The following is a 22,063-nucleotide window of genomic DNA, read 5'->3' on the forward strand; positions in this document are numbered from 1 at the left end:
CGGGGCCGTTGCCGTGCCCGCCGTCGGCCCGGCTCAGAACTTCGGCGCGTTACGGGACCGCTGCACCCGCGAGGTGCGGCGGTCCTTCGCGTTCCAGCACGCCTTGTGCCAGTGGCGCCGGTCGTCCACGCCACCGTACTCCGGCCACGCCACCACGTGCGGCACACCGGAGGGGATCTCCTGGTCGCACCCGGGGCACCGGTACCGCTTGCCCGCGGCGCTCGCGCCGGCGACCTGCCGGACCGCCCACTCCTCGCCCTGCCACGACTCGGTCCGCTGAAAGCCGCCGTACCGGTCCGACGCCTCACCGGCGTGGTCGGTCGAGGGTTCGCCGCCTCGGGGGCGGTTGCGGCGCGGGGACACGGGACACCTCACGGGGCAGACAGCACGGTTCCCCTCCAGCGTACGGGCCGCACAGCCCCGGCCATGGCGGCACGGCGTGAGACGGTGGGCACCCGAGCGGGGCAGTTAGCGGACAATCGCAACAACTTCTGTGGCGCCCGTGCCCATGGCACGTGTCAGACGTTAATGCCAGTGGAGGGCAGCCGCGTCAGCCGCAAGGAGGCAGAAGGCGATGCGAGTTGGAGCTTTTGTACTGGCGGCCCAGTTCCCGGGCCAGGGCCAGGGGGAAGCACTGCACCGGGCGGTGCGCACGGCGGAGGTCGGCGAGGAGTCCGGACTGGACTCGGTCTGGCTGGCCGAGCACCACTTCGTGCCGTACGGCACCTGCCCGTCGGCCGTGACACTGGCCGGTCTGCTCCTGGGACGAACCCGGCGCATACGGGTGGGTACGGCGGTCAGCGTGTTGCCGAACACGCATCCGGTGACCCTCGGCGAGCAGGCGGCGCTGCTGCATCTGCTCTCCGGCGGACGGTTCTCGCTCGGCGTGGGACGGGGCGGGCCCTGGGTCGACCTGGAGGTCTTCGGGTCGGGGCTCCAGGCGTACGAAAGGGACTTCCCCGAGTCGCTCGATCTGCTGCTGCGGTGGCTGCGCGAGCCGCGGGTGTCGGCGGACGGCGAGCGCTACCGGTTCCGTGAAGTCCCCGTCGTACCAAGGACGGACGAGCTGATCGGGGGCGCGGGCGGACCCGAGGTCGTCGTGGCGTGCACGTCCGCGAAGAGCGTGCGGCTGGCGGCCGAGCGCGGGCTGCCGATGCTGCTGGGGATGCACTGCGGGGACGAGGAGAAGGCCGAGATGGTGGCCCTGTGGCGGACACACGCCACCGCCGCCGGCCACGCTCCCGACGAGGTGACCGGCGCCGCGCACGTGTCCGCGGGGGTGGCCCAGATCGCGGACGGCCCCACGGAGGCGGCCGAGGCGCTGGTGAAGGCCATGCCCGGCTGGCTGCGGCAGGGGCTCGGCGCCCATGTGACGGTGGACGGCAGGCACAGGTCCATGCGCGATCCCGTCGCGTACACGGAACTGCTGTGCGCACTGCATCCGGTGGGGTCTCCCCGGCTCGCCGCCGACCGCCTCGCGGCCACGGCGGAACGGACCGGAATCACGCGCTTCGCGCTGCTCGTCGAGGGCTCCGGGGACCTGGTGGCCACGGAGGAGAACGTACGGAGGATGGGCGCCGAGGTGCTGCCCCAGTTGCGCTGAGGGCGACGCGGCAGCGCGCCCGATCGTCGCCGGTCGTCCGGCGGATCCCTGTGTCGGCCCAGGAATCCGCCGACAGACCGGAGCCCGTCAGCAGTCCCTGAGCTCCGGGGACTGGTTGAGCAGCTGACCCCTGATGGAAGTGAAGCGGGCGAGCCTCTCGTCCACCGAGGGGTCCAGGGGGAACACCGCGACCCGGTGACAATTCTGGAATGCCAGCCGTACCCCGAAGTGGCGCTGAAGCGCACCGCGGATGGCGTCACTGGCGAGCGCGCGCAGCAGCTGACCACGTGCCTGCTCGTCCGGCGGCGGCGTCTGGTTGTCGGCGAACTCTCCGCCGTCCACCTTCAGCTGAGCCACCAAGGAGCTGATCATCTCCCACGCGAAGGGCAGGGAGGTCCGGACGCAGTCGACGAATTCGGCTTCGTCGACCTCGCCTCGCTCGGCCTGCTCCAACAGTGCCGGTGAGACGTCGAGCGACATGGGTTCTCCTCTCGCGACCCCACCAAAGCGGGGCCTTACGGGCAGGGAAGGGGGAGACGACGACGCAGCGTGCACGACCGGCGACCTCCTGCATCCACGTTATGCGTGCTGTCCGGACCGCACCAGGCGAATGGGAACACAACCGGCCACAAACGAAAGGGGCTTGGGGGGCGAATCGCGATGAACGGCGACAGTCGAGTAGCGTTGCGGACCATGCGTCTCGTCATCGCCCGCTGCTCCGTCGACTACGCGGGCCGTCTCACCGCCCATCTGCCCATCGCACCCCGCCTGATCCTGGTCAAAGCCGACGGGAGCGTGTCGATCCACGCGGACGACAGGGCGTACAAACCGCTCAACTGGATGTCGCCGCCCTGCACCCTCAAAGAGGGCACCGGCGACGATGTCGGGGTATGGACGGTCGTGAACAAGGCGGGCGAGAAACTGATCATCACGATGGAGGAGATCCTCCATGACTCGTCACACGAACTCGGCGTCGATCCAGGCCTGATCAAGGATGGCGTGGAAGCACACCTCCAGGAGCTACTCGCCGACCGCATCGAGACACTCGGCGACGGCTACAGCCTGATCCGCCGCGAATACCCCACCGCCATCGGCCCGGTGGACATCCTGTGCCGCGACGCGGACGGCGCGACGGTCGCGATCGAGATCAAACGGCGCGGCGACATAGACGGCGTCGAGCAACTGACGCGCTACCTCGACCTGTTGAACCGCGACCCCCATCTCTCCCCGGTCCGCGGCCTGTTCGCGGCCCAGGAGATCAAACCCCAGGCCCGCGTCCTGGCGACGGACCGCGGGATCGGATGCGTGGTGCTGGACTACGACGCGCTGCGGGGCATCGAGGACGACAAACTCCGGCTGTTCTGAGGGCTGTTGGCGTCCGGGGCCTCCGTGGTGTCCGGGTGGCCCGACGGGGAAATCGCCGTCGGTTGGGCCGCAACCTTTCAGCTGATGGTCACCGTTCCGGGGTGGATGCCCCGACGGGGCGATTCCTAAGGTCACCGCATGCGATGGCGACGGATACTCGTGCTCGGCCTGGCTGGTCTGCTGGTGGCGGCAGCGGCCGTCGGCGTTTACTCCTACGGTTCCTTCTTCGGCTGGTGGGCCCGACCGACCGTCCGCGACGCCCCGGTGGCGAAACCGGCGGACGTGGAGGAGGTGGTGAGCGGGCTGCGCTATCCGTTCGACCTGGCGTTCCTCCCCGATGGGTCGGCGCTGGTCACCGAGCGTGAGAGCGGGCGCCTGCGGAAGGTCACCCAGGGCGGGCAGCTCACCGAGGTCCGGACGATCCAGGAGATCGCCGAGCCGGTCGTCCAGGCCGGGTTGCAGGGGGTGGCGGTCTCCCCCACCTACGAGCGGGACGGCTGGGTCTACGTCTACTACACCACCGGGCAGGACAGCCGGGTGGGCCGGCTGCGGCTGGATTCGCCGGCTCCACCCGAGCCGATCCTGACCGGGATCCCGAGCGGTGAGATCCACAACGGCGGGCGGATCAGATTCGGCCCCGACGGCATGCTCTACGTGACCACCGGGGAAGCCGACGAGCGTGCCAGGGCCCAGGACCGCGACGACCTGGGCGGCAAGATCCTGCGGATCACACCGGCGGGCAAGCCCGCACCGGGCAACCCGATCGAGGGTTCACCGGTCTACAGCTGGGGCTTCCGCGACCCTCAGGGGCTCGCCTGGGACGACAAGGGTCAGCTCTACGTCTCCGAGTTCGGCCACCACAACCTCGACGAGCTGAACCGGGTCGAACCCGGCGCAAACTACGGCTGGCCCGAGGTGGAAGGCACCGGTGGGAAGGCCGGCTTCACGGACCCGATCGCGACCTGGAAACCCGCCGACGCCTCACCGAGCGGGATGACATACCACGAGGGACGGATCTGGGTCGCCTGCCTGCGCGGAGAGCGGCTCTACCGGATAGCCACCGACGGCTCGTCCCCCGAACAGTTGCTGACCGGCCAGTACGGCCGGCTACGACTCGTGACGGAGGCCCCGGACGGCTCGCTGTGGGTACTGACGAACGGCCGCACCGGCCCCGACCACGACCTGATCCTTCGGGTGACCCCGTGACAACCTTTCCGGCGGCGGCAGAGGCCGGAATCGGCCGGGGCGGGTGGGACTGAGGCTCGATATCGACGCAGGTCATGCCATCCGGCCCTGTATTCTGGATGCAGGATGGAGGTACCTATGTTGGAGCCGGTGGTCCGCCCCGCCTCATTGACAGATCTGGCCCACTCGCAGCTTCGGGAGGGCATCCTGGCCGGGCGCCTGCTGAACGGGGAGCGGCTGAGCGTGGTCGCGCTGGCCGACCGGCTCGGTATGAGCCGGAGCCCCGTGCGCAGCGCGGTTGAACGGCTGGTCGCCGAAGGGCTGGTCAATCTGCAGCCCGCCGGTGTCACGCTCGTACAGCACAGCCATGCCGATCTTCTCCAACTCCTCAAGGTCCGCACCGTACTTGAGGGGCTCTCCGCCCGCCTGGCCGCACCGCGAGTCGAACCGGACACTCTCGCCGGGCTCGAAGAGATCCACGCCGGGTTCGAACGGGCCGTCGAGGAGAGCGACTTCAGCTCCGCCCGCGCCCTGGACCTGGAGTTCCATCAGTCGGTCATGGGGATCGGCGGTAATCCTTATCTCATCGAGGACCTCACCCGTATCCAGGCCCGGGTGATCGTCGGCACGTACACGATCGCGTGGTCGCCGGCGCAGCGGCAGGCCGTGGCCGAGCACCGCGCGATCCTGGACGCGCTCGGTGCGGGCGAGGCGACGGAAGCCGAGACGCAGGCGGTCCGCCACATGGAGCGGCTGATGGAGCGGATCGAGGCCGCGGCGGGCTGAGACCCGCGTCCGTCCACGCGGCGGAGGCCGCCGTCGCCTCACCCCGGGTCAGGCACCCGGTTCCCCCGCTCCTTCGAGCAGGTCGGGACCGAGTTCGTGGAGGTTGGTGACGCCCAGGAGCTGCATGGTGTTGGTCATCTCGGCCTTGAAGAGGTCGAGGACCCGGTCGACGCCACGCTCGCCACCCGCCATGAGGCCGTACAGATAGGCGCGTCCGACCAGTACGAAGTCGGCCCCCAGGCAGAGCGCGGCGACGGCGTCCGACCCGGACATGATGCCGCCGTCGACGATCACGTCGGCCCGGTCCCCCACCGCCCGGGAGACGTCCCCGACAACGCTCAGGGGCGTGGCCGCCCGGTCGAGCTGACGCCCGCCGTGGTTGCTGACGACCACGGCGTCCGCCCCGGCGGCGACCGCCGCCTCGGCTTCCTCGACCCGCTGCACCCCCTTGACCACGAGTCGCCCCTGCCAGCGCTCGCGCAGCCACTCCAGGTCGGCGAGGGTCGCGGACGGGTCGAACATCGAGTTGGCGAGATCGGCGACGGTGCCGCTCCAGGAGGAGAGGGAGGCGAACTGAAGCGGCTCCGTGGTGAGCAGGTCGAACCACCAGCGCGGCTTGCGGGCGGCGTCGACCACCGTCCTGGCCGTGAGCGTCGGAGGGATGGTGAAGCCGTTTCGGACATCGCGCAGGCGGGGCCCGGCGACGGGGGTGTCCACGGTCAGCACCAGTGCCTCGTAGCCGTGGCGGGCCGCCCGGTCGATCAGCCCGATGGACGCCTCGCGGTCCCGCCACAGATAGAGCTGGAACCACTTCCGCCCGCCGGGAGCCGCACGGGCGACCTCCTCGATGGAAGTGGTGCCCATCGTGGACAACGCGTAGGGCACACCGTGCCGGCGCGCCGCACGTGCCACCGCCGCTTCGCCTTCGTGATTCATCATCCGGGTGAATCCGGTGGGTGCCAGACCGATCGGCAGCGCACTGACCTCCCCCAGGATCTTGGCGCTGGTGTCGACCACCGACACGTCGCGCAGCACCCGGGGCCGGAAGGAGACGGATTCCAGCAGCTCACGGTTGCGCCGCAGCGACCGCTCCTCGCCCGCCGCGCCGTCGGTGTAGTCGAATACGGCGCGGGGCACGCGCCCACGCGCCATCTTCCGCAGGGCGGCGACGGTCTCGGCGCGAGCCAGGCGGCGGTCCACGGCGTCCCGGATGAAGGGCCGGGGCCGAAGGAGCGGCTGGAGCTCCTTCCAGCGCGGCATCCGGCGCCGGACGTGCGGCCGCGAGCCCGGGGCCGACGCCGGCGCCTCCGTCGGCGCCGTCAGATCACCGGCACCGTGATGTCCCGTCAGCCCCGCAGATACGACAGCAGTTTCCCCTCGGCGTGTTCCAGGTGTTGCCGCCCGACCTCGCCGGCCCGGTCCGCCTCGCCGTCGCGGATGGCCGCGAGGATGCTCTCGTGCTCCTCCATGATCGCGGCGGGCGCGAGCAGGTGCGCGTGCTGGACCTGGGCGAGGCAGAGCCGGATCTCGTTGATGATCAGGCCGTGCGCCCGGGACAGCCGCTCGCTCCCCAGGCTGTCGATCAGCGCGCGGTGGAACTCCACATCCGTCTGCACGAACCGGGCGACGTCGGAGCCGGTCGCCGCCGCCCGGAACGCCTCGTGCGCCTTCTTCACCTCGGTCGTCAACAGCCGCTTCTCGGCGAGCAGTTGGTAGGACCTCACCTCCACCACACCGCGGGCGAAGTAGAGGTCGCGCACCCGCGCCTCGTCCAGCGAGGGGACACGCGCGCTGCGGTGCGCGGTGCGTTCCAGCAGGCCCTCACCGACCAGCCGCTCGATCGCCGCCTTCGCGGTCTGCCGCGCGACGTCGTACTCGGCGGTGACCGACGCCTCGGTCACCGGGGTGCCGACGCGGATCCCGTCGGTCAGTATCCGCTCGCGAAGCGACGTCACGAGAGCGTCGCCGATGGATTGGGTCGCGAGCCGGATCGCCATGGACGGGTCCTTTGCATCGAGGGGGGGGTGCCTGACCGTAGGGCCTCTCGTTCGGATCACGCCGGGCTCGCGCGCCCAGTGCGCGCCCGCTCCTCGACCCGGCCTGATCCCGGCGCAAGACCCTGGGAGAAGGATAGCGACCCGACCCTGGACAAGCAGACAAGTTGGGTGAGATAACTTGACGAACAATTTTCAGGAGGAACAGGTACATGCAGGTAGACGCCGCCCGGCGGGTGGTCCTGGCCCCGGACAAGTTCAAAGGGACAGTGACGGCGCAGCGCCTTGTCGAGCTCATGGCCGCCGCTGTCACCGAGCGGGACGGCAACACGACCGTCACGCTCCTGCCCGTCGCCGACGGCGGCGACGGCAGTGTGACGGCCGCGCTGTCGGCCGGCTGGACCGCCGTCGCCGTCCCCGCCGCCGACGCGTGGGGCCAGACACTGGAAGCGCCTGTCGCCCGGCTCGGCGACCGGGCGATCGTCGAGGTGGCATCCGTCTGCGGCCTCGGCGCACGCCGCCCCGGCCCCGTCCGGGCCGCTTCCGCCACGACCTACGGCGTCGGCCTGGCCCTCGCCGCCCTGCTGGACGACGGGGTCCGCGAGATCACCCTGGCGCTCGGCGGCGCCGCCGCCACGGACGGCGGTACGGGAATGCTGGCCGCTCTCGGCGTCGGTCTGTGCGACGCCGGGGGCAGCCCGCTCGCTCCCGGCGGCACGGCGCTGGCGGGCCTCGCGCGGGTGCGAACCGACGGCCTCCATCCGGCTCTGCGCGAGCTGCGGCTGGTCCTGGCGTGCGATGTCGACACCCCGATGGTCGGGCCGGACGGGTCGGCCGAGATGTTCGCCCGGCAGAAGGGCGCCGACGACGCGACGATCGCGCGCCTCTCGGCCGGCCTGGCCCACGCGGCGCCCCTGCTGGAGCACGCCTTCGGAGCCTCCGGAGCTTCGCTGCGGCCGGGCTCCGGGGCCGCGGGCGGACTCGGCTGGGCCGGTCTGCTGCTCGGCGGCCTGCCGCGCTCGGGCGCCGAGGTCTTCCTGGACCTGCTGGGCGCCGCCGAACTGATCCGCGGGGCCGACCTCGTCATCACCGGGGAGGGCCGCCTCGACGAGCAGAGTCTGCGCGGCAAGGCTCCCGTCGCCGTCGCCCGGCTCGCCGCCACGTACGGAGTGCGGACGGTCGCGGTCGTCGGCAGCGACCTGCTCACCACCGATCAGCGCGGATCAGGGCCGTTCGCCGATGTCGTCGCCCTCGACCGCATCGACCCCGCCTGCGCCGACGACCCGGAGCTGACCGGCCGCCTCGTCGGCCGCGCCGTTCACACCTTGCTCGCGGCCCATCCGGGCCCCGGCACCCCTGCCAGGAACGGAGCCCGCTCGTGACCATCCGCCCCTGGAGCTGCGACACCTTCGTCGCACTCCCGGACGCCACCCGCCGCCCCACCGTCCTCTTCGGCAAGAACAGCGACCGCCCCGCGGGCGAGGCCCAGCCGCTGCGCCACGCTCCGGCCCGGCCGGCCGGCGAGCCTCTGCGGCTGGCCTACGTCTCCCTCGACGACGCGCCGGCCTACGCCCACATCGGGTCCGCGCCCTACTGGTGCTGGGGCTACGAGATGGGGGTGAACGAGCGGCGCGTCGCCATCGGCAACGAAGCGGTCTTCACCCGCCCCTGGGCCGATGCCGTCGCCCGCGAGAAGGCCGGCGACCACCAGCGGCCCGGCGTACTCGGCATGGAACTCGTCCGCCTCGGCCTGGAGCGCGGCGGCACCGCGCGCGAGGCGCTGGACGTGATCACCACGCTGCTGGAGCGGTACGGCCAGTGGGGCTCGGCGACGGTCGGCGCCCCGCACGCCGACGGCGCCTACGACAACGCGTACGTGATCGCCGACCCCCACGAGGCATGGGTGCTGGAGACGCTCGGACGTGACTGGGCGGCCCGCCGGATCACCACGGGCGTCGCCCCGGTCAGCAACGAACTCTCCCTTCGTACCGACGCGGACCTCACCAGTCGTGGACTGCGGGACGCGGCCACCGCCGCCGGGTGGCCGGCGGACCGGCCGCTGGACGTCGCCGACGCCTTCACCGACCCCGGCACTCCGCTCCAGGTCTCGCACATCCGCCGTCGCAGGGCACGCCAGTTGCTCGCCGAAGGCGCGGCCACCGCGACCGGCGTGGGGATCGGCACGGCGAAGCGGGTGCTGCGCGACCACCTGGAGGACACGTTCCTCGGCGGGCCCTCCTTCGACGCAGCGCGGCCGGACTTCCACACGCTGTGCATGCACGAGCACCCGTCCGGCTTCACCTGGGGCAACACCGCCGCATCGCTGATCGTCGAACTGCACGCGGGCCCCGGCCCGTTGACCCTGTGGTGGTGTCCCACCACCCCTTGTACGGGCGTCTATCTGCCGGTGCCGCTGGAGGTGGAGACGCTCCCCGGGGCGCTGACGCTCCCGCTGCCCGGTCCCTCCCGGGACCCCCGCGACCACCCGCGGGCCACCCACGACCCGGCATCGGTCTGGTGGCAGTGGCAGCACCTGCTCGACGCCGCGAAGGAGCCCGGCGCCCGGGACTTCACCGCGCGCGCCGCCAGGCTGCGCGCCTCCTTCGACGTCCTCGAAGCGCGCTGGGCGGACGCCCTGCCCGCCCTGGCCGACGATCCGGCGGCCCTGACCACCTTCACCCGCGGCTGCCTGGACGAGGCCCGTGCCGAAGCCGCCTCGCTCGCACGGGAGTTCGGCGCGGACCCCGGCCTGGCCCTGGACAGCCGCTGGACGGCTTCCGCCGCCTGACCGCCCCGACCACCCTCACCGCTCTGACCACCCTCACCACTCTGACCGCTCTGGCGCCCTCACCGCCTGCGACCCCTCACCGTCCACCCCTCACGAGAACCGACAGTCCCCTCCTGGAAAGAGCCACCCTCATGTCCATCAGAGAGTCCTTCCGCGGCCCGGAAGCATCACTCGACGACCAGATCGAGAGCTTCGCCGTCGAGCGCGTCCCGGACAGCAAGCGCTGGCCGATCCCCGCCATCAGCCTCGTGCTGCTCGGCAACGCCACCGCGATGTTCTTCTTCAGCTTCGGCGCCCAGCAGACCTTCCTGGTGGGCTGGCCGCTGATGCTGCTGCCGATCGGCTACTTCTTCATAGGCGCGATCCTCATAGGCTCACTGACCATGCGCATGGCCAGCCGTGAGGGCCTCTCGCAGAGCCTGATCTCCCGGGGGCTGGGCTTCGGCAGCCGCGGGGCGGCGTTGACCTCGTTCATCTACGCGGTCAACTTCGTCTACTACTTCCTGTTCGAGGGGACGATCGTCTCGCACGCGATCGCGTACTACTTCGACATCCCGATCGACTCCTTCGTCGGCATCGGGATCTTCGCCCTGATCGGCCTCATCACGATCGCCTTCGTCTGGCGCGGAATGTACGCGATGTCGGTGCTCCAGACCTGGGGCTTCCCGATCTTCGTCGGCCTCCTCGTGTGGGCGCTGGTCGCCCTCGGCTCGGAGCACGACGTGGCCGGCGTCAGTCAGTGGCACTCCACCGCCACGGGTGGCGGGGCGGCACTGTGGACCGCGATGAGCTTCGCCAACGGACAGATGATCTTCCAGGGGCTGATGGCCACCGATTACGGGCGTTTCGCCAAGCGCCGTATCCGCTACCGCGGCACCGCGACCATCATGCTGCTCGAACTCGTCCCGATGCTCGTCATCATCCTCATCGGCGCCATGCTCGGATCCTCCCTGGTCGATTCCTTCGGCCAGGAGAAGGCGCAGGACCCCGGCTTCGTCTTCGTCCACCTCATGGGCCTGGCGGGCGTCGTGTTCGTCGTCATCACACAGATCCGCATCAACGTGATGAATCTCTACGGCGGCTCCATCACCCTCTCCAGCGGGTTCGACGCGGTGGCCAAGTTCCGCCCGGGACGCCCCTGGTGGATGTTCGCGGTCTGGATCTTCGGTGTCATGTTCTACGCGACCAACGTCATCAACCACCTCGGCACGTTCCTGGCCATCACCGGTGTGCTGACCAACACCTGGGTGCTGATCATCCTCGCCGACTACTTCATCTGCCGTCGCTGGCTGGGTCTCGGCCGGGCCGAGAACATCGAGTTCCGCGACACCGAGGTACGGGAGTGGAACCCGTGCGGTCTGGTCTCCCTCGGTCTCGCCGTCTTCGTCGGCGCCCTCGGCATCGTGGAGGTCTACCCGGTGGCCTACGCGTCGTTCATCGCGATGTTCCTCGGGCCACTCGTCCACATCGCCCTCACGAAGGCCACCGGGGGCCGTTACTACACACCGGACCCCGACCGTCCCGCGCCGGCAGCCACGGTCGCGACCCCTGCCGCGAAGGACTGACACCGCCCCTCGAACCGCCCCGGCCTCTGTGGATCGATCCACGGAGGCCGGCGCCGTCAGATCATCGACGCCGTGGTGTCCGGGGAGTCCGACGGGGAAGCCGACGTCGGCTGCGCCGGGTTGCTCATCGTCGCCGACTCCGGCGGGTCCGAGGGGTCCGGCGGCGTGGAGGACGGCGGCGGTGACGACGGCGGGGGCGAGGTGGTCCTCGTGGGGGTCGGCGACGGACTCGTCTTCGTCGGGGTGGGCTTCGTGTCGGACGGGTCCGGGTCCGGGGATGCCGGGTCGTCGTCCGGCTTCGACGGGGCGTCCGACGGGGTGCCGGAGGGGTCCGGGGACTGCGAGCCGCCGCTGGTGGTGGGTGTCGGGGTGTCCGAGTCCGTCCTGGCCGGGACCCCGGCGGGCTTGGCCGGCTTCTCCGTGTCCGCGTCCGTCGGCGTCGAGTCGTCGTATCCGGCGGTGCCGTCGTCGTCCGTCGAGTTGTCCGTCTGGACCCGGTCCGTGGGCGAGGTGTCGTTGCCCGACGCCCCGAGTGTCACGACCGTGCCCAGTACGGCGGCGAGCACCGCGCCCGCGCCCGCGGCGACCAGGTTGCGGCGGGCGCCGCCCAGCACCGGACGGCGGCGGCGCGGCGCGGCGCCCGAACCGCCCGTCGGCGGGGTGTCGTCGCGCCGGGTCACCAGCGTCATCCGGTCGTCCGGCGACCGCGGGTGGGACACGGGCACGATCATCGAGACGCCGCGCGACGGCGACACCGGCAGCTCGTCGTCCGCCCGGTGGCGGGGGACGATCACCGTGTTCCCGTTCTCGCGGTCGCTGACCAGGGCCAGCGCCCTGCGGCCGGACACCGTGCCCTGCTTGTCCGCCACCGCCCCGCGCATGCCGATCGAGGTCTCCAGTTCGGCGCGGGCCCGGTCCAGGCTCCCGACGCAGAGCGCGAGAATCCCCAACTCGTGGTGGAAATACGCCTCTTCGGCGACCTCTCCGGCGATCCGCGCCGCCTCCTGGCCGATCCGCAGCGCGCGCTCCCAGGCGCCCCAGTGCAGTCCCGCCATGAAGGCGGGCGCCGCGCCCCTGGCCAGCAGGACTGCGGCGCTCGCGTGCCCCGCCTCGCCGCTGGAGACCAGGGGCGTCATCGCGGCCAGCAGCGCGTCGGCCTCGGCGGAGGCCCGGCGCGCGGTGACCGACGGATGGCCGGCCCACCAGGTGAAGTGCTGGACGGCGACATGCGCTCGGGACGTGGCCTCGTCGCCGTACCCCTGCGCCTCCAGTTGCGCGAGGGCTCCGGCGGCGAGCCGGTAGCGCGGGCCGACGGGTGAGAGCAGGCCGGCGACCATCAGTTCGCCGACGGCGGCGTCGGCGTGGGTGTCGCCCACCAGGGCGGGCAGATGGGCCTGGTGCGGGACCTCGCCGCCGAGCGCGACGGCGAAGCGCAAGGTCTCACGCGCGGCCTCGGAGAGCCGGGAGGCGAGCAGTGCGGCGGGCGCGGCGCCCTCCCCGAGGGTCGGCAGCGGGATGTCGTACCCGTCGGCGGTGAGCCCGCTGTCATCGAACAGACCATCCTGGCCCGGCCCTTGGCCCTGCGGAGAGCCGGCCGGCTCATGGACGAAGACCCCGTCCGCCTCGTACGCCTCCGATTCGCCGCGCAGCCGGTCGCGTCCGCGCAGCAGCGCCGCGGCCTGGACGAAGCGCTGCGGCAGTCCCTCGGACTCGAACCATAGGTCACCGGCCCAGTTCGACTCCTCGTCGGTCAACGACCGCCCGGTGGCGCGCTCCAGCAGATCGAGCGAGGCGGCGCGGCCGAGTCCGCCGAGCAGGACCTCTTCGAGGGGCGAGCGCGAGATGGGGGCGTCCACGTCCGGCGTGACGGCGAGGAGGAAGGCGCATTCCGGTGCGGCGTCGAGGAGTTCGTCCAGCGGCTCGCCGCCGAATTCGAGGTCGTCCACGACGACGACCGCGCCGATGCCGCGCACCAGTTCCAACAGGCCCGCGCGGTCGGGGCGGTGGAGCGCGGACCGGTAGACCGCCGCGTACAGCTCGTACAACAGCTCGGTGACGGTGCGGTGGTGGCCGGAGAGCCGTACGACCCCGTCCGGCGCGAGGTCCTCGCACTCGGCGGCGACTGCCTCGATCAGTGAGGTACGGCCGGAGCCGGCGGAGCCGGTGAGCCGTACGGAGTGGCCGCGCCCCAGCAGTTCGGCCAGTCGCTCGCGCTCCTCCTGACGCTCCAGCAGCGGGAGCGGAGGCGCGCCGGGGCCGGGCGGTATCGGCGGACGGCCGGCACGGCGCTGCTCGGCGCGCTCGTCGGCGTCGAGCCTGACAGGGGTGGGCGGTTGCGATCCCGGCGGGCAGGGCTCGATCTCGCTGCCGTCGACCGGGTTGACGGTGATCAGGAAGTCGCCCGAGATCAGCTCGACGGTGCGCGCGGGCGCCGGGTGCGTCCCCCACGGGTTCGGCCGGTCCACGGCTTCGGCGGCCCTGTCATCGGCGCGCCCGGTGCCGCCGGGACCTGTGCCCGTGGGACCGGCACCCTCGGGACCTGGGTCCGCCTGATGGGTCGGGTCGGTCGGGTTCATCGTCAAAGCCCCCCAGATCGTGGCGTGCGGTTGCTCTCCCGGCCTCGCACGCCCCGCTGTCACTTCTGGTCCGGTGCCCGCCGTGTGGGTCGGCCGACGGCCGAAACCCTAAACCTCCGCACAGTATCCAGGAACAGCCGGGGTGCCACCTCGTCCGAGACGTCACGGTCTCGTGAGGATTGTGCGTGGCCCGGCGGGCGGTGCCGGAGGCCCGGACAGCTCGGAACGGTCAGACGCGCGGAAGCGATTCTGCTGCGATCCCGCCCTCGATGGCGAGGATGCGGTGCAGCCGAGTGGCCACCAGCAGACGCTGCATCTGGGCGGGCACACCGCGCAGGACGAGTCTGCGACCGCACCGGCCGGCCCGCCGGTGCGCGCCCATGATGACGCCGAGGCCCGTAGCGTCCCAGGAATCGAGTCCGGTCAGATCGAGCACCAGGTCGCCGGCTCCGTCGTCGACAGCCGTGTGCAGGACCGTACGGGCGTCCGCCGCGCTGCGGACGTCGAGGCGGCCCTCGACGACCAGCTCGGCGTGGTCGCCCCTGATGTACATATGCGCTCCCCGAATGCTTATGTGCTCCGCGTCGGTCTTCTCTGTGTTCGTGCGATGTCTTTGTGCAACAACTGACAGCCCTGCGGCTGAGGAAGTTGCCGTCCGTGAGCGAACTGATACCGAATTCACCCGGTGGAGTGAGGGCGGGCGGTCGATGTGGCCCAGTGCCCACCGGACGCGGTCAGTGCTTGTAGAAGCCCTGCCCGCTCTTGCGCCCGATGTCACCCGCGTCCACCATCCGGCGCATCAGCTCGGGCGCCGCGAACTTCTCGTCCTGCGACTCCGTATAGATGTTGTCGGCGGCGTGCAGCAGGATGTCGATGCCCGTGAGGTCGGCGGTGGCGAGCGGCCCCATGGCGTGGCCGAAGCCGAGCTTGCAGGCGATGTCGATGTCCTCGGCCGTGGCGACGCCCGACTCCTGGAGCTTGGCGGCCTCGACGACCAGGGCGGTGATCAGACGGGTGGTGACGAAGCCCGCGACGTCACGGTTGACGACGATGCAGGTCTTGCCGACCGATTCGGCGAACTCCCGTGTGGTGGCGAGGGTTTCGTCGCTGGTCTTGTAGCCGCGTACCAGTTCGCAGAGGTTCATCATCGGTACGGGCGAGAAGAAGTGCGCGCCCACGACCCGTTCGGGGCGCGTCGTCGCCGCGGCGATCTTGGTGATCGGGATGGCCGAGGTGTTGGAGGCGAGGACGGTGTCGTCACGTACGAGCTTGTCGAGCGTCCGGAAGATCTCGTGCTTGATGTCGAGCTTCTCGAAGACGGCCTCGACGACGATGTCGGCGTCGGCCGCGGCGTCCAGGTCGGTGGTCGTGGTGATCCGGGCGAGCGCGGCGTCCGCGTCCGCCTCTTCGAGCTTGCCCTTGGTGACGAATTTGGCGTACGAGGCGCGGATCGCGTCCCTGCCACGGGTCAGGGCCCCATCGGTCACATCCCGCAGTACGACGTCCCAGCCGGCCTGGGCCGAGACCTGCGCGATGCCGGCCCCCATGAGTCCGGCACCGATGACGGCGAGCTTCCTGGCCACGACGTACCCCTTGATTTCCGCTGCGGACCCACGCGCGGCTTAACACGCGCTTTACATTGTTCCTGCCCGGAGGTTATCGGTCGTGAGCTGCCCTGTGGTGATGAAGAGATGCGCGTCACGTCTCACATGACGGACATCACATCCGCAGGCGCGCCGGGGCGCCCATCAGCCTTGCCGTACCGCGTACTTGGGCACCTTTTCTCCCGGCACTTCCCCGATGTCGTTCCGTGTGGCAGACGACCCATCGTGCCTCCCACCGGGGGCCGACGCACGGCCTAGGCTGGCCGCATGGTCAATCTGACGCGTATCTACACACGCACCGGCGACAAGGGCACCACGGCGCTCGGCGACATGAGCCGGACCGCCAAGACCGATCCGCGGATCGCCGCCTACGCCGACGCCAACGAGGCCAACGCCGTCATCGGTACGGCGATCGCTCTGGGGCAGCTCAGGGACGACGTCGTGAAGGTCCTCGTCCGGGTCCAGAACGACCTCTTCGACGTCGGCGCCGACCTCTCCACACCGGTCGTCGAGGCACCGGAGTATCCGCCGCTGCGGGTCGAGCAGACATACATCGACAAGCTGGAGTCGGACTGCGACCGCTTCCTGGAGGAGGTCGAGAAGCTGCGGAGCTTCATCCTGCCCGGGGGTACGGCGGGGGCGGCGCTGCTGCACCAGGCGTGCACCGTCGTACGGCGCGCGGAGCGCTCGACGTGGGGGGCGTTCGAGACGCACGGGGAGACCATGAACCCGCTGACGGCGACGTATCTCAACCGGCTCTCCGACCTCCTGTTCATCCTGGCCAGGGTGGCGAACAAGGAGGTCGGAGACGTGCTGTGGGTGCCGGGCGGCGAGCGCTGACGCCTATCGTTCGCTGTAGGAGCTGGGCCGCTCCGCCGTCGCGTGGCCTGTCGGGTCCTTCTTCGGGAAGAGCGTGTAGCCGATCGCGATCACAAGGTTGATCCCGATCACGAAGGCCATCTTCTGCTGCCACATCTGGAGCGACCCGATGTCCCCGTCGGAGCCGACGTACCAGATCGCGGACTGGAGCAGACCGATCGCGATGGCCGAGGCGGCCACCCAGCGGGCCGCCGTCCGCCACTCGTGGACGGCGCGCGCCCTGCCGTACTTCGGCGGCCTCACCGGCGGCGGACCGCCCGCGAAGCGGTGGGCGAAGCGCGCGTCGGCCCACTTGATCAGCTCCGGGCCGAGGGCCACCGAGAACCCGATGTAGACCGCGGCCAGCCCGTGCTTCCAGTCGGGTTCGGCGCCGTTCTTGAGGTCGATCGCCGTCACGACCAGCAGCAGGACCTCCAGCAGCGGCTCGCACAGCAGCACCGCGACCGACGCCCGCGGCATCCTGGCGAAGTAGCGCAAGGACAGTCCGAGGCCCAGCAGCACCCAGAATCCGACCTCACAGATGATGATCAGCGTGACGATCACGTCAGCCCCCTTCCGGCCCGGGTTCGGGCCCACTCCAAGCCTCCCGCCGGTCCGGGCGCCGATCGTCGTCGGCAGTGACGAACCATGACTGCATCCTTCGATGTACCGCCGCCTCGGCCGGTACGTGGAGGTGCCCGTACACGGCTCCGTGTTGGATGGTGGGGTGACCGTCTTTCCCCGCCCGCACCGCGAGGATGTCCTGATCTCGGCCGCCGGCCTGCTGGGCGGCGTCCTGCTGTGGGCACTCGGGCTGCACACCCAGGGCGGCCGTGTGCTGCCCGGCCTCTGGGTGCTGGTTCCGCTCGTCGCCATCTCCCTGACGGAGCTGGTGCGCAGGAGCGCGCCCCGCACAGCCCTCCTCGTCGCCGCCCTCTCGCTGGTCGCCGACCAGTTCACCCAGGGCAGTTTGGCGACGGTCGCCATGTTCACGGACATCGTCTACGCGGCGGTGCTGTACGGCAGCCCCTCCGCCGCACGCCGTATCCCCTGGGGCACGGTGCTGCTCTCGGTCGTCGTCACCGTCGCGGCCCTGAGCTGGCTCCGCTCGCCCGAGGCGCTGGTGCTCGGGGTGGTCGCCGCCGCGATCAGTGTCGGCCCGGCTTTCACCGGGGTGCTGGTGCGCAACCACCGCGACGCCGCTGAGGCGGCCCGACTGCGGGCCCAGCAGACCGCCCTGCTCGCGGAGATCGACCGCACCCAGGCCGTGACGGCCGAGCGCGCGCGGATGGCCCGTGAGCTGCACGACATGGTCGCCAACCATCTGTCGGCCATCGCGATCCACTCCACCGCCGCGCTCTCCCTCCGCGACGCGCGCACCACCGAGGACGCGCTGGCGGTGATCCGGGAGAACAGCGTCGCCGGACTGGCGGAGATGCGGCGGCTGATCGGGCTGTTGCGGGACAGCGGCGACGACCGGGAGCCGGCCCCGGCGCCGACGCTGGGGGCGCTCGACTCGCTCGTGGAGCAGGCGCGTACGACCGGCGCGTCCAGTGGGCTCACGTTCGTCCTTGAGGACCGGCGGGGCGAGGACGCGCCGCTGCCGGCTCCGGTGGAGATGGCCGCGTACCGCATCGTCCAGGAGTCGCTGACCAACGCGCTCAAGCACGCGCCGCGCGGCCAGGTGACGGTCTGTCTGGAACGCTCGCGGCTCGCTCTGCGTGTCGAGGTCGTCAGCCCGTACGGCGACCGGCCGGGCCCCCGCGCACCGGGCTCCGGCGCGGGGCTGGTCGGGATGCGGGAGCGAGTCGCGCTGCTGGACGGCGAGTTCGGGGCAGGCCCTGTCACGGCGGACGACGGGGCCGGGCCGAAGACATGGCGGGTACGGGCGGAACTGCCCGTCGAGGAGAGGGGCGGCACTCCATGACGATCCGGGTTCTGGTGGCCGAGGACCAGTCGGCGGTGCGCGCGGGGCTCGTGCTGATCCTGCGCAGCTCGCCGGAGATCGAGGTCGTCGGCGAGGCGGGGGACGGCGAGGAGGCCGTCCGGCTGGCCCGTGAACTCCGCCCGGACCTGGTGCTGATGGATGTGCAGATGCCCCGGCTCGACGGGGTGTCGGCGACCCGGCAGGTGGTCGGCGAGAAGCTGGCCGACGTCCTCGTACTGACGACGTTCGACCTCGACGAGTACGTCTTCGGCGCGCTGCGCGCCGGGGCGTCCGGGTTCCTGCTGAAGAACACCGAGGCGAAGGCCCTGATCGAGGCGGTGCGGACGGTGGCGCGCGGCGAGGGGCTGATCGCGCCGGCCGTGACGCGGCGGCTGATCGCGGAGTTCGCCGCCCCGAAGGCCGTACGGTCGCCGGACGCGCCGGATCCCTCGGTGCTGGACGCGCTCACCCGGCGCGAGCGCGAGGTGCTGTCGAGTCTGGGTGACGGGCTGTCGAACGCGGAGATCGCGGTACGGCTCGACATGGCCGAGGCGACGGTCAAGACGCATGTGAGCAGGCTGCTGGGCAAGCTGGAGCTGCGCAGCCGGGTGCAAGCGGCGGTGCTGGCACAAGAGTTGGGGATCTGAACGGACACCGGGCCGGGGACGTACCTGGTGGCGTACCCGACCTGTCACCTTTGGTCTGGACCTATTGACGATTGGTCCAGACCTCCTTACTCTCACGCCACTGACTAGTGCGCGAGCTGTCGCAAGAGTCGGGTCAAACGGACCATCCGGACCATCCCCGAACTGCTCTGCACTCACCAGAGGAGTACCCCTTGAGCACCAGCACACCCGCCCGAAGAACCAGACTCAGATCCAGATCCGTCGCGGCGCTGACCGCACTGCTCCTCCCCCTCGCCGCCATGGTCGGCCTGGCCTCCCCCGCCGAGGCCGCGACGTCGGCGACCGCCACGTACACCAAGAAGTCCGACTGGGGCACCGGCTTCGAAGGCTCGTGGACGGTGAAGAACACCGGCACCACGACCCTCAGCTCCTGGACCGTCGAGTGGGACTTCCCCGCCGGCACCGGCGTGGGCTCCGCCTGGGACGCCACGGTGACCAAGAGCGGCACCAACCACTGGACCGCCAAGAACGTCGGCTGGAACGGCACCCTCAACCCGGGCGCCTCCGTCACCTTCGGCTTCAACGGCACCGGCTCCGGCGCCGGTTCCCCCACCAACTGCAAGCTCAACGGCGCGTCCTGCGACGGCGGCAGCGTCCCCGGCGACTCGGCACCCACCGCCCCGGGCACGCCCACCGCGAGCGAGATCACCAACACGTCGGCCAAGCTCAGCTGGAGCGCCGCCACCGACGACAAGGGCATCAAGAACTACGACGTCCTGCGCGACGGTTCGAAGATCGCCACGGTCACCGGTACGACGTACACGAACACCGGCCTGACCGCGGGCACCAGCTACTCCTACAGCGTCCAGGCCCGTGACACGGCCGACCAGACCGGACCGGTCAGCGGCTCGGTCGCCGTGAAGACCACCGGCGGCGGCACGGACCCGGGCACCCCCGGCGACCAGGTCAAGCTCGGCTACTTCACCGAGTGGGGCGTCTACGACCGCAACTACCACGTCAAGAACATCGTGACGTCCGGCAGCGCGTCGAAGATCACGCACATCAACTACTCGTTCGGCAACGTCCAGGGCGGCAAGTGCACCATCGGTGACAGCTACGCCGCGTACGACAAGGCGTACACCGCCGACCAGTCCGTGGACGGCGTCGCCGACACCTGGGACCAGCCGCTGCGCGGCAACTTCAACCAGCTGCGCAAGCTCAAGGCCGCCAACCCGAACATCAAGGTCCTCTGGTCCTTCGGCGGCTGGACCTGGTCCGGCGGCTTCGGTGACGCGGTGAAGAACCCGGCCGCCTTCGCGCAGTCCTGCTACGACCTGGTCGAGGACCCGCGCTGGGCCGATGTCTTCGACGGCATCGACCTGGACTGGGAGTACCCGAACGCCTGTGGTCTGAGCTGTGACACCAGCGGCCCCGCGGCGATGAAGAACATGGTGCAGGCCATGCGCGCCAAGTTCGGTGCCAACTACCTGGTCACCGCGGCCGTCACCGCCGACGCCTCCAGCGGCGGCAAGATCGACGCCACCGACTACGCGGGCGCCTCGCAGTACATGAACTGGCTCAACGTCATGACGTACGACTTCTTCGGCGCCTTCGCCGCGCAGGGCCCCACGGCCCCGCACTCCCCGCTCACCTCGTACCCGGGCATCCCGCAGGCCGGCTTCAACTCCGCCGACGCGATCGCCAAGTACAAGGCGCAGGGCGTCCCGGCCAAGAAGCTGCTCCTCGGCATCGGCTTCTACGGACGCGGCTGGACCGGCGTCACCCAGGCCGCTCCCGGCGGTACGGCGACGGGCGCCGCGCCCGGCACGTACGAGGCGGGCATCGAGGACTACAAGGTCCTCAAGAACACCTGCCCGCCCACCGGCACCGTCGGCGGCACCTCGTACGCCAAGTGCGGCAGCAACTGGTGGAGCTACGACACCCCGGCGACGATCGCGTCCAAGATGACCTGGGCCAAGGGCCAGGGCCTCGGCGGCGCGTTCTTCTGGGACTTCACCGGTGACACCGCCAACGGCGAACTGGTCACCGCGATCAGCAACGGTCTGAAGTAGCACGACACTCATACGCGAGGGGGACGGTGCCCGTGCACCGTCCCCCTCGTCATGCGTTCGGCCCAGGCCCGGTCAGGCGACCCCCTCAGACCCGATCTCAGGCCCGCTCAGGCCACGTTCACCCGCTGGCCGGGCGGTGCCGCCTCCAGCCAGGCGAGGAAGCCGGTCAGCGCGTCCTCACTCATCGCCAGCTCCAGGCGCGTCCCCTTGTGGACACAGCCGAGCACGACGGAGTCGGAGAGCAGCGCCAGCTCCTCCTCGCCCTCGGGGGCGCGCCGGGCGCGCACCTCGATGGCCGAGCGCTCAAGGCTCCGGCGGGGCCTGGGCGCGTACGAGAAGACCCGGAACCAGTTGATCCGGTCGCCGCTGTAGCGGGCCACGCCGTACACCCAGCCCTTGCCGGTCGTATCGGGCTCCTCCGCCACGTTCCAGCGCAGCGAACAGTCGAAGGTGCCGCCGGACCGCTGGATCAGCCGCCGGCGCAGCCCGAAGACGAAGAGCCCCACCGCAACCAGCACGACGACCAGTCCGCAGACAAGCAGCGCGAGGACCATCTGTACCGACCTCCTCGCCTATCGAGTAACCCGCACGAACGAACAGAAACAGCTTCCGCATCGCCTCAGCCGCGACACGGTCTGGATGACTCCAGAACGGGCCGCGGCTGAGGGTAATTCCAGAAGCGGTGCGTCAACGCACCGCCACAGCGCGAAGCCGGACATCCGCACGCCGCTCGGCGGCATCGTCGTCGTCGGACTTCGCACGCTCCAGCGCGCGCTCGGCACGCTGGGCGTCGATCTCGTCCGCCAGCTCGGCGATCTCCGCGAGCAGCGAGAGCTTGTTGTCGGCGAACGACAGGAAACCGCCGTGCACAGCGGCGACGACCGTTCCGCCGTCGGTCGTACGGATGGTCACGGGGCCCGATTCCAGCACACCGAGCAGCGGCTGGTGACCGGGCATGACGCCGATGTCGCCGGAGGTGGTGCGCGCGACGACCAGGGTGGCCTCGCCGGACCAGACACTGCGGTCCGCGGCGACCAGCTCGACGTGCAGCTCAGCAGCCAAGGGTGGCTCCTCGGGTCACCACCCGGCTTGGCAGCCGGGTGTCGGTCTAGAT

21 protein-coding genes are annotated in these 22,063 nt (G+C 70.9%); 11 read left to right on the top strand and 10 right to left on the bottom strand.

What is annotated here, in order from left to right; all coding sequences use genetic code 11:
* Positions 1-33: 33 nt before the first annotated feature.
* Positions 34-363 (bottom strand): ATP/GTP-binding protein, encoded by a 330-nt coding sequence (locus tag ACFWV8_RS04325; RefSeq protein WP_329381477.1) that lies wholly within the window; start codon positions 361-363, stop codon positions 34-36.
* A 211-nt stretch (positions 364-574) separates the two neighbouring features.
* On the opposite strand from ACFWV8_RS04325, the gene ACFWV8_RS04330 reads away from it, so the two are divergent.
* Positions 575-1,603, top strand: coding sequence for an LLM class flavin-dependent oxidoreductase (locus ACFWV8_RS04330; protein ID WP_384197866.1), 1,029 nt, complete (start codon positions 575-577; stop codon positions 1,601-1,603).
* An 87-nt stretch (positions 1,604-1,690) separates the two neighbouring features.
* Here ACFWV8_RS04330 and ACFWV8_RS04335 read toward each other — a convergent pair whose 3' ends face one another.
* Positions 1,691-2,083 carry an SCO5389 family protein gene (locus tag ACFWV8_RS04335; protein ID WP_023538618.1) on the bottom strand — a complete coding sequence of 131 codons (393 nt, stop codon included), beginning with the start codon at positions 2,081-2,083 and terminating at the stop codon, positions 1,691-1,693.
* A gap of 213 nt (positions 2,084-2,296) precedes the next feature.
* On the opposite strand from ACFWV8_RS04335, the gene nucS reads away from it, so the two are divergent.
* The 3 genes from nucS (at position 2,297) to ACFWV8_RS04350 (ending at position 4,939) form a co-directional block, all read left to right on the top strand.
* Positions 2,297-2,968: an endonuclease NucS gene (gene nucS / locus ACFWV8_RS04340; RefSeq protein WP_189105426.1), complete on the top strand. Its 672-nt coding sequence runs from the start codon at positions 2,297-2,299 to the stop codon at positions 2,966-2,968.
* A 138-nt stretch (positions 2,969-3,106) separates the two neighbouring features.
* Entirely contained in the window at positions 3,107-4,174 is a 1,068-nt protein-coding gene (locus ACFWV8_RS04345; protein WP_384197868.1) for a PQQ-dependent sugar dehydrogenase, read from the top strand.
* A 117-nt stretch (positions 4,175-4,291) separates the two neighbouring features.
* Positions 4,292-4,939, top strand: coding sequence for a GntR family transcriptional regulator (locus tag ACFWV8_RS04350; RefSeq protein ID WP_384197870.1), 648 nt, complete (start codon positions 4,292-4,294; stop codon positions 4,937-4,939).
* A gap of 48 nt (positions 4,940-4,987) precedes the next feature.
* Here the strand turns inward: ACFWV8_RS04350 and ACFWV8_RS04355 are convergent, their stop codons facing one another.
* Positions 4,988-6,199 carry an alpha-hydroxy acid oxidase gene (locus ACFWV8_RS04355; protein WP_384197871.1) on the bottom strand — a complete coding sequence of 404 codons (1,212 nt, stop codon included), beginning with the start codon at positions 6,197-6,199 and terminating at the stop codon, positions 4,988-4,990.
* Between the two features lie 86 nt (positions 6,200-6,285).
* The gene (locus ACFWV8_RS04360) at positions 6,286-6,936 is read right to left on the bottom strand and encodes a GntR family transcriptional regulator (protein ID WP_384197873.1); all 651 of its coding nucleotides are present in this window, start codon (positions 6,934-6,936) and stop codon (positions 6,286-6,288) included.
* 209 nt (positions 6,937-7,145) lie between these two features.
* Here ACFWV8_RS04360 and ACFWV8_RS04365 point away from each other — a divergent pair, with 209 nt between their 5' ends.
* From ACFWV8_RS04365 to ACFWV8_RS04375, 3 genes are all read left to right on the top strand, one after another.
* Entirely contained in the window at positions 7,146-8,315 is a 1,170-nt protein-coding gene (locus ACFWV8_RS04365; protein WP_384197875.1) for a glycerate kinase, read from the top strand.
* Positions 8,312-9,721 (top strand): C69 family dipeptidase, encoded by a 1,410-nt coding sequence (locus ACFWV8_RS04370; RefSeq protein WP_384197877.1) that lies wholly within the window; start codon positions 8,312-8,314, stop codon positions 9,719-9,721. Before ACFWV8_RS04365 ends, ACFWV8_RS04370 begins: the two co-directional genes overlap by 4 nt.
* 131 nt (positions 9,722-9,852) lie before the next feature.
* Positions 9,853-11,286 (top strand): purine-cytosine permease family protein, encoded by a 1,434-nt coding sequence (locus ACFWV8_RS04375; RefSeq protein WP_384197879.1) that lies wholly within the window; start codon positions 9,853-9,855, stop codon positions 11,284-11,286.
* A gap of 56 nt (positions 11,287-11,342) precedes the next feature.
* Here the strand turns inward: ACFWV8_RS04375 and ACFWV8_RS04380 are convergent, their stop codons facing one another.
* From ACFWV8_RS04380 to ACFWV8_RS04390, 3 genes are all read right to left on the bottom strand, one after another.
* Positions 11,343-13,862 (bottom strand): ATP-binding protein, encoded by a 2,520-nt coding sequence (locus tag ACFWV8_RS04380; protein ID WP_384197881.1) that lies wholly within the window; start codon positions 13,860-13,862, stop codon positions 11,343-11,345.
* Between the two features lie 229 nt (positions 13,863-14,091).
* Positions 14,092-14,415: an STAS domain-containing protein gene (locus ACFWV8_RS04385; protein ID WP_189105430.1), complete on the bottom strand. Its 324-nt coding sequence runs from the start codon at positions 14,413-14,415 to the stop codon at positions 14,092-14,094.
* A gap of 181 nt (positions 14,416-14,596) precedes the next feature.
* The gene (locus tag ACFWV8_RS04390) at positions 14,597-15,445 is read right to left on the bottom strand and encodes a 3-hydroxyacyl-CoA dehydrogenase family protein (RefSeq protein ID WP_329381506.1); all 849 of its coding nucleotides are present in this window, start codon (positions 15,443-15,445) and stop codon (positions 14,597-14,599) included.
* 288 nt (positions 15,446-15,733) lie between these two features.
* Here ACFWV8_RS04390 and ACFWV8_RS04395 point away from each other — a divergent pair, with 288 nt between their 5' ends.
* Positions 15,734-16,306, top strand: a complete 573-nt coding sequence (locus ACFWV8_RS04395; RefSeq protein WP_329381508.1) for a cob(I)yrinic acid a,c-diamide adenosyltransferase — start codon at positions 15,734-15,736, stop codon at positions 16,304-16,306.
* Positions 16,307-16,309: 3 nt separating this feature from the next.
* On the opposite strand, the gene ACFWV8_RS04400 is transcribed toward ACFWV8_RS04395, so the two are convergent.
* Positions 16,310-16,888, bottom strand: coding sequence for a hypothetical protein (locus ACFWV8_RS04400; protein WP_384197884.1), 579 nt, complete (start codon positions 16,886-16,888; stop codon positions 16,310-16,312).
* A gap of 100 nt (positions 16,889-16,988) precedes the next feature.
* On the opposite strand from ACFWV8_RS04400, the gene ACFWV8_RS04405 reads away from it, so the two are divergent.
* The 3 genes from ACFWV8_RS04405 to ACFWV8_RS04415 all read left to right on the top strand — a co-directional run bounded on the left by ACFWV8_RS04405 (position 16,989) and on the right by ACFWV8_RS04415 (position 20,949).
* Positions 16,989-18,251, top strand: coding sequence for a sensor histidine kinase (locus tag ACFWV8_RS04405; RefSeq protein ID WP_384197885.1), 1,263 nt, complete (start codon positions 16,989-16,991; stop codon positions 18,249-18,251).
* Positions 18,248-18,898, top strand: coding sequence for a response regulator (locus ACFWV8_RS04410; RefSeq protein WP_384197886.1), 651 nt, complete (start codon positions 18,248-18,250; stop codon positions 18,896-18,898). The genes ACFWV8_RS04405 and ACFWV8_RS04410 overlap by 4 nt, the downstream gene beginning before the upstream one ends.
* A gap of 191 nt (positions 18,899-19,089) precedes the next feature.
* Positions 19,090-20,949: a glycosyl hydrolase family 18 protein gene (locus ACFWV8_RS04415; RefSeq protein WP_384197888.1), complete on the top strand. Its 1,860-nt coding sequence runs from the start codon at positions 19,090-19,092 to the stop codon at positions 20,947-20,949.
* A gap of 107 nt (positions 20,950-21,056) precedes the next feature.
* Here the strand turns inward: ACFWV8_RS04415 and ACFWV8_RS04420 are convergent, their stop codons facing one another.
* Positions 21,057-21,503, bottom strand: a complete 447-nt coding sequence (locus tag ACFWV8_RS04420; protein WP_329381516.1) for a DUF2550 domain-containing protein — start codon at positions 21,501-21,503, stop codon at positions 21,057-21,059.
* Positions 21,504-21,636: 133 nt separating this feature from the next.
* On the bottom strand, positions 21,637-22,011 hold the full coding sequence (locus ACFWV8_RS04425) for a F0F1 ATP synthase subunit epsilon (protein ID WP_189105439.1): 375 nt from the start codon (positions 22,009-22,011) through the stop codon (positions 21,637-21,639).
* Positions 22,012-22,063 lie beyond the last annotated feature (52 nt).

This window comes from Streptomyces sp. NPDC058665 (genome assembly GCF_042714995.1).
Taxonomy (GTDB): Bacteria; Actinomycetota; Actinomycetes; order Streptomycetales; family Streptomycetaceae; genus Streptomyces.

Bases quoted from the DNA above. Each gene is read 5' to 3' on its own strand.
- ACFWV8_RS04330 (WP_384197866.1), top strand. From the start codon at position 575: ATGCGAGTTGGAGCTTTTGTACTGGCGGCCCAGTTCCCGGGCCAGGGC.
- ACFWV8_RS04335 (WP_023538618.1), bottom strand. From the start codon at position 2,083: ATGTCGCTCGACGTCTCACCGGCACTGTTGGAGCAGGCCGAGCGAGGC.
- nucS (WP_189105426.1), top strand. From the start codon at position 2,297: ATGCGTCTCGTCATCGCCCGCTGCTCCGTCGACTACGCGGGCCGTCTC.
- ACFWV8_RS04345 (WP_384197868.1), top strand. From the start codon at position 3,107: ATGCGATGGCGACGGATACTCGTGCTCGGCCTGGCTGGTCTGCTGGTG.
- ACFWV8_RS04350 (WP_384197870.1), top strand. From the start codon at position 4,292: ATGTTGGAGCCGGTGGTCCGCCCCGCCTCATTGACAGATCTGGCCCAC.
- ACFWV8_RS04355 (WP_384197871.1), bottom strand. From the start codon at position 6,199: ATGCCGCGCTGGAAGGAGCTCCAGCCGCTCCTTCGGCCCCGGCCCTTC.
- ACFWV8_RS04360 (WP_384197873.1), bottom strand. From the start codon at position 6,936: ATGGCGATCCGGCTCGCGACCCAATCCATCGGCGACGCTCTCGTGACG.
- ACFWV8_RS04365 (WP_384197875.1), top strand. From the start codon at position 7,146: ATGCAGGTAGACGCCGCCCGGCGGGTGGTCCTGGCCCCGGACAAGTTC.
- ACFWV8_RS04375 (WP_384197879.1), top strand. From the start codon at position 9,853: ATGTCCATCAGAGAGTCCTTCCGCGGCCCGGAAGCATCACTCGACGAC.
- ACFWV8_RS04380 (WP_384197881.1), bottom strand. From the start codon at position 13,862: ATGAACCCGACCGACCCGACCCATCAGGCGGACCCAGGTCCCGAGGGT.
- ACFWV8_RS04385 (WP_189105430.1), bottom strand. From the start codon at position 14,415: ATGTACATCAGGGGCGACCACGCCGAGCTGGTCGTCGAGGGCCGCCTC.
- ACFWV8_RS04395 (WP_329381508.1), top strand. From the start codon at position 15,734: ATGGTCAATCTGACGCGTATCTACACACGCACCGGCGACAAGGGCACC.
- ACFWV8_RS04405 (WP_384197885.1), top strand. From the start codon at position 16,989: ATGTACCGCCGCCTCGGCCGGTACGTGGAGGTGCCCGTACACGGCTCC.
- ACFWV8_RS04410 (WP_384197886.1), top strand. From the start codon at position 18,248: ATGACGATCCGGGTTCTGGTGGCCGAGGACCAGTCGGCGGTGCGCGCG.
- ACFWV8_RS04420 (WP_329381516.1), bottom strand. From the start codon at position 21,503: ATGGTCCTCGCGCTGCTTGTCTGCGGACTGGTCGTCGTGCTGGTTGCG.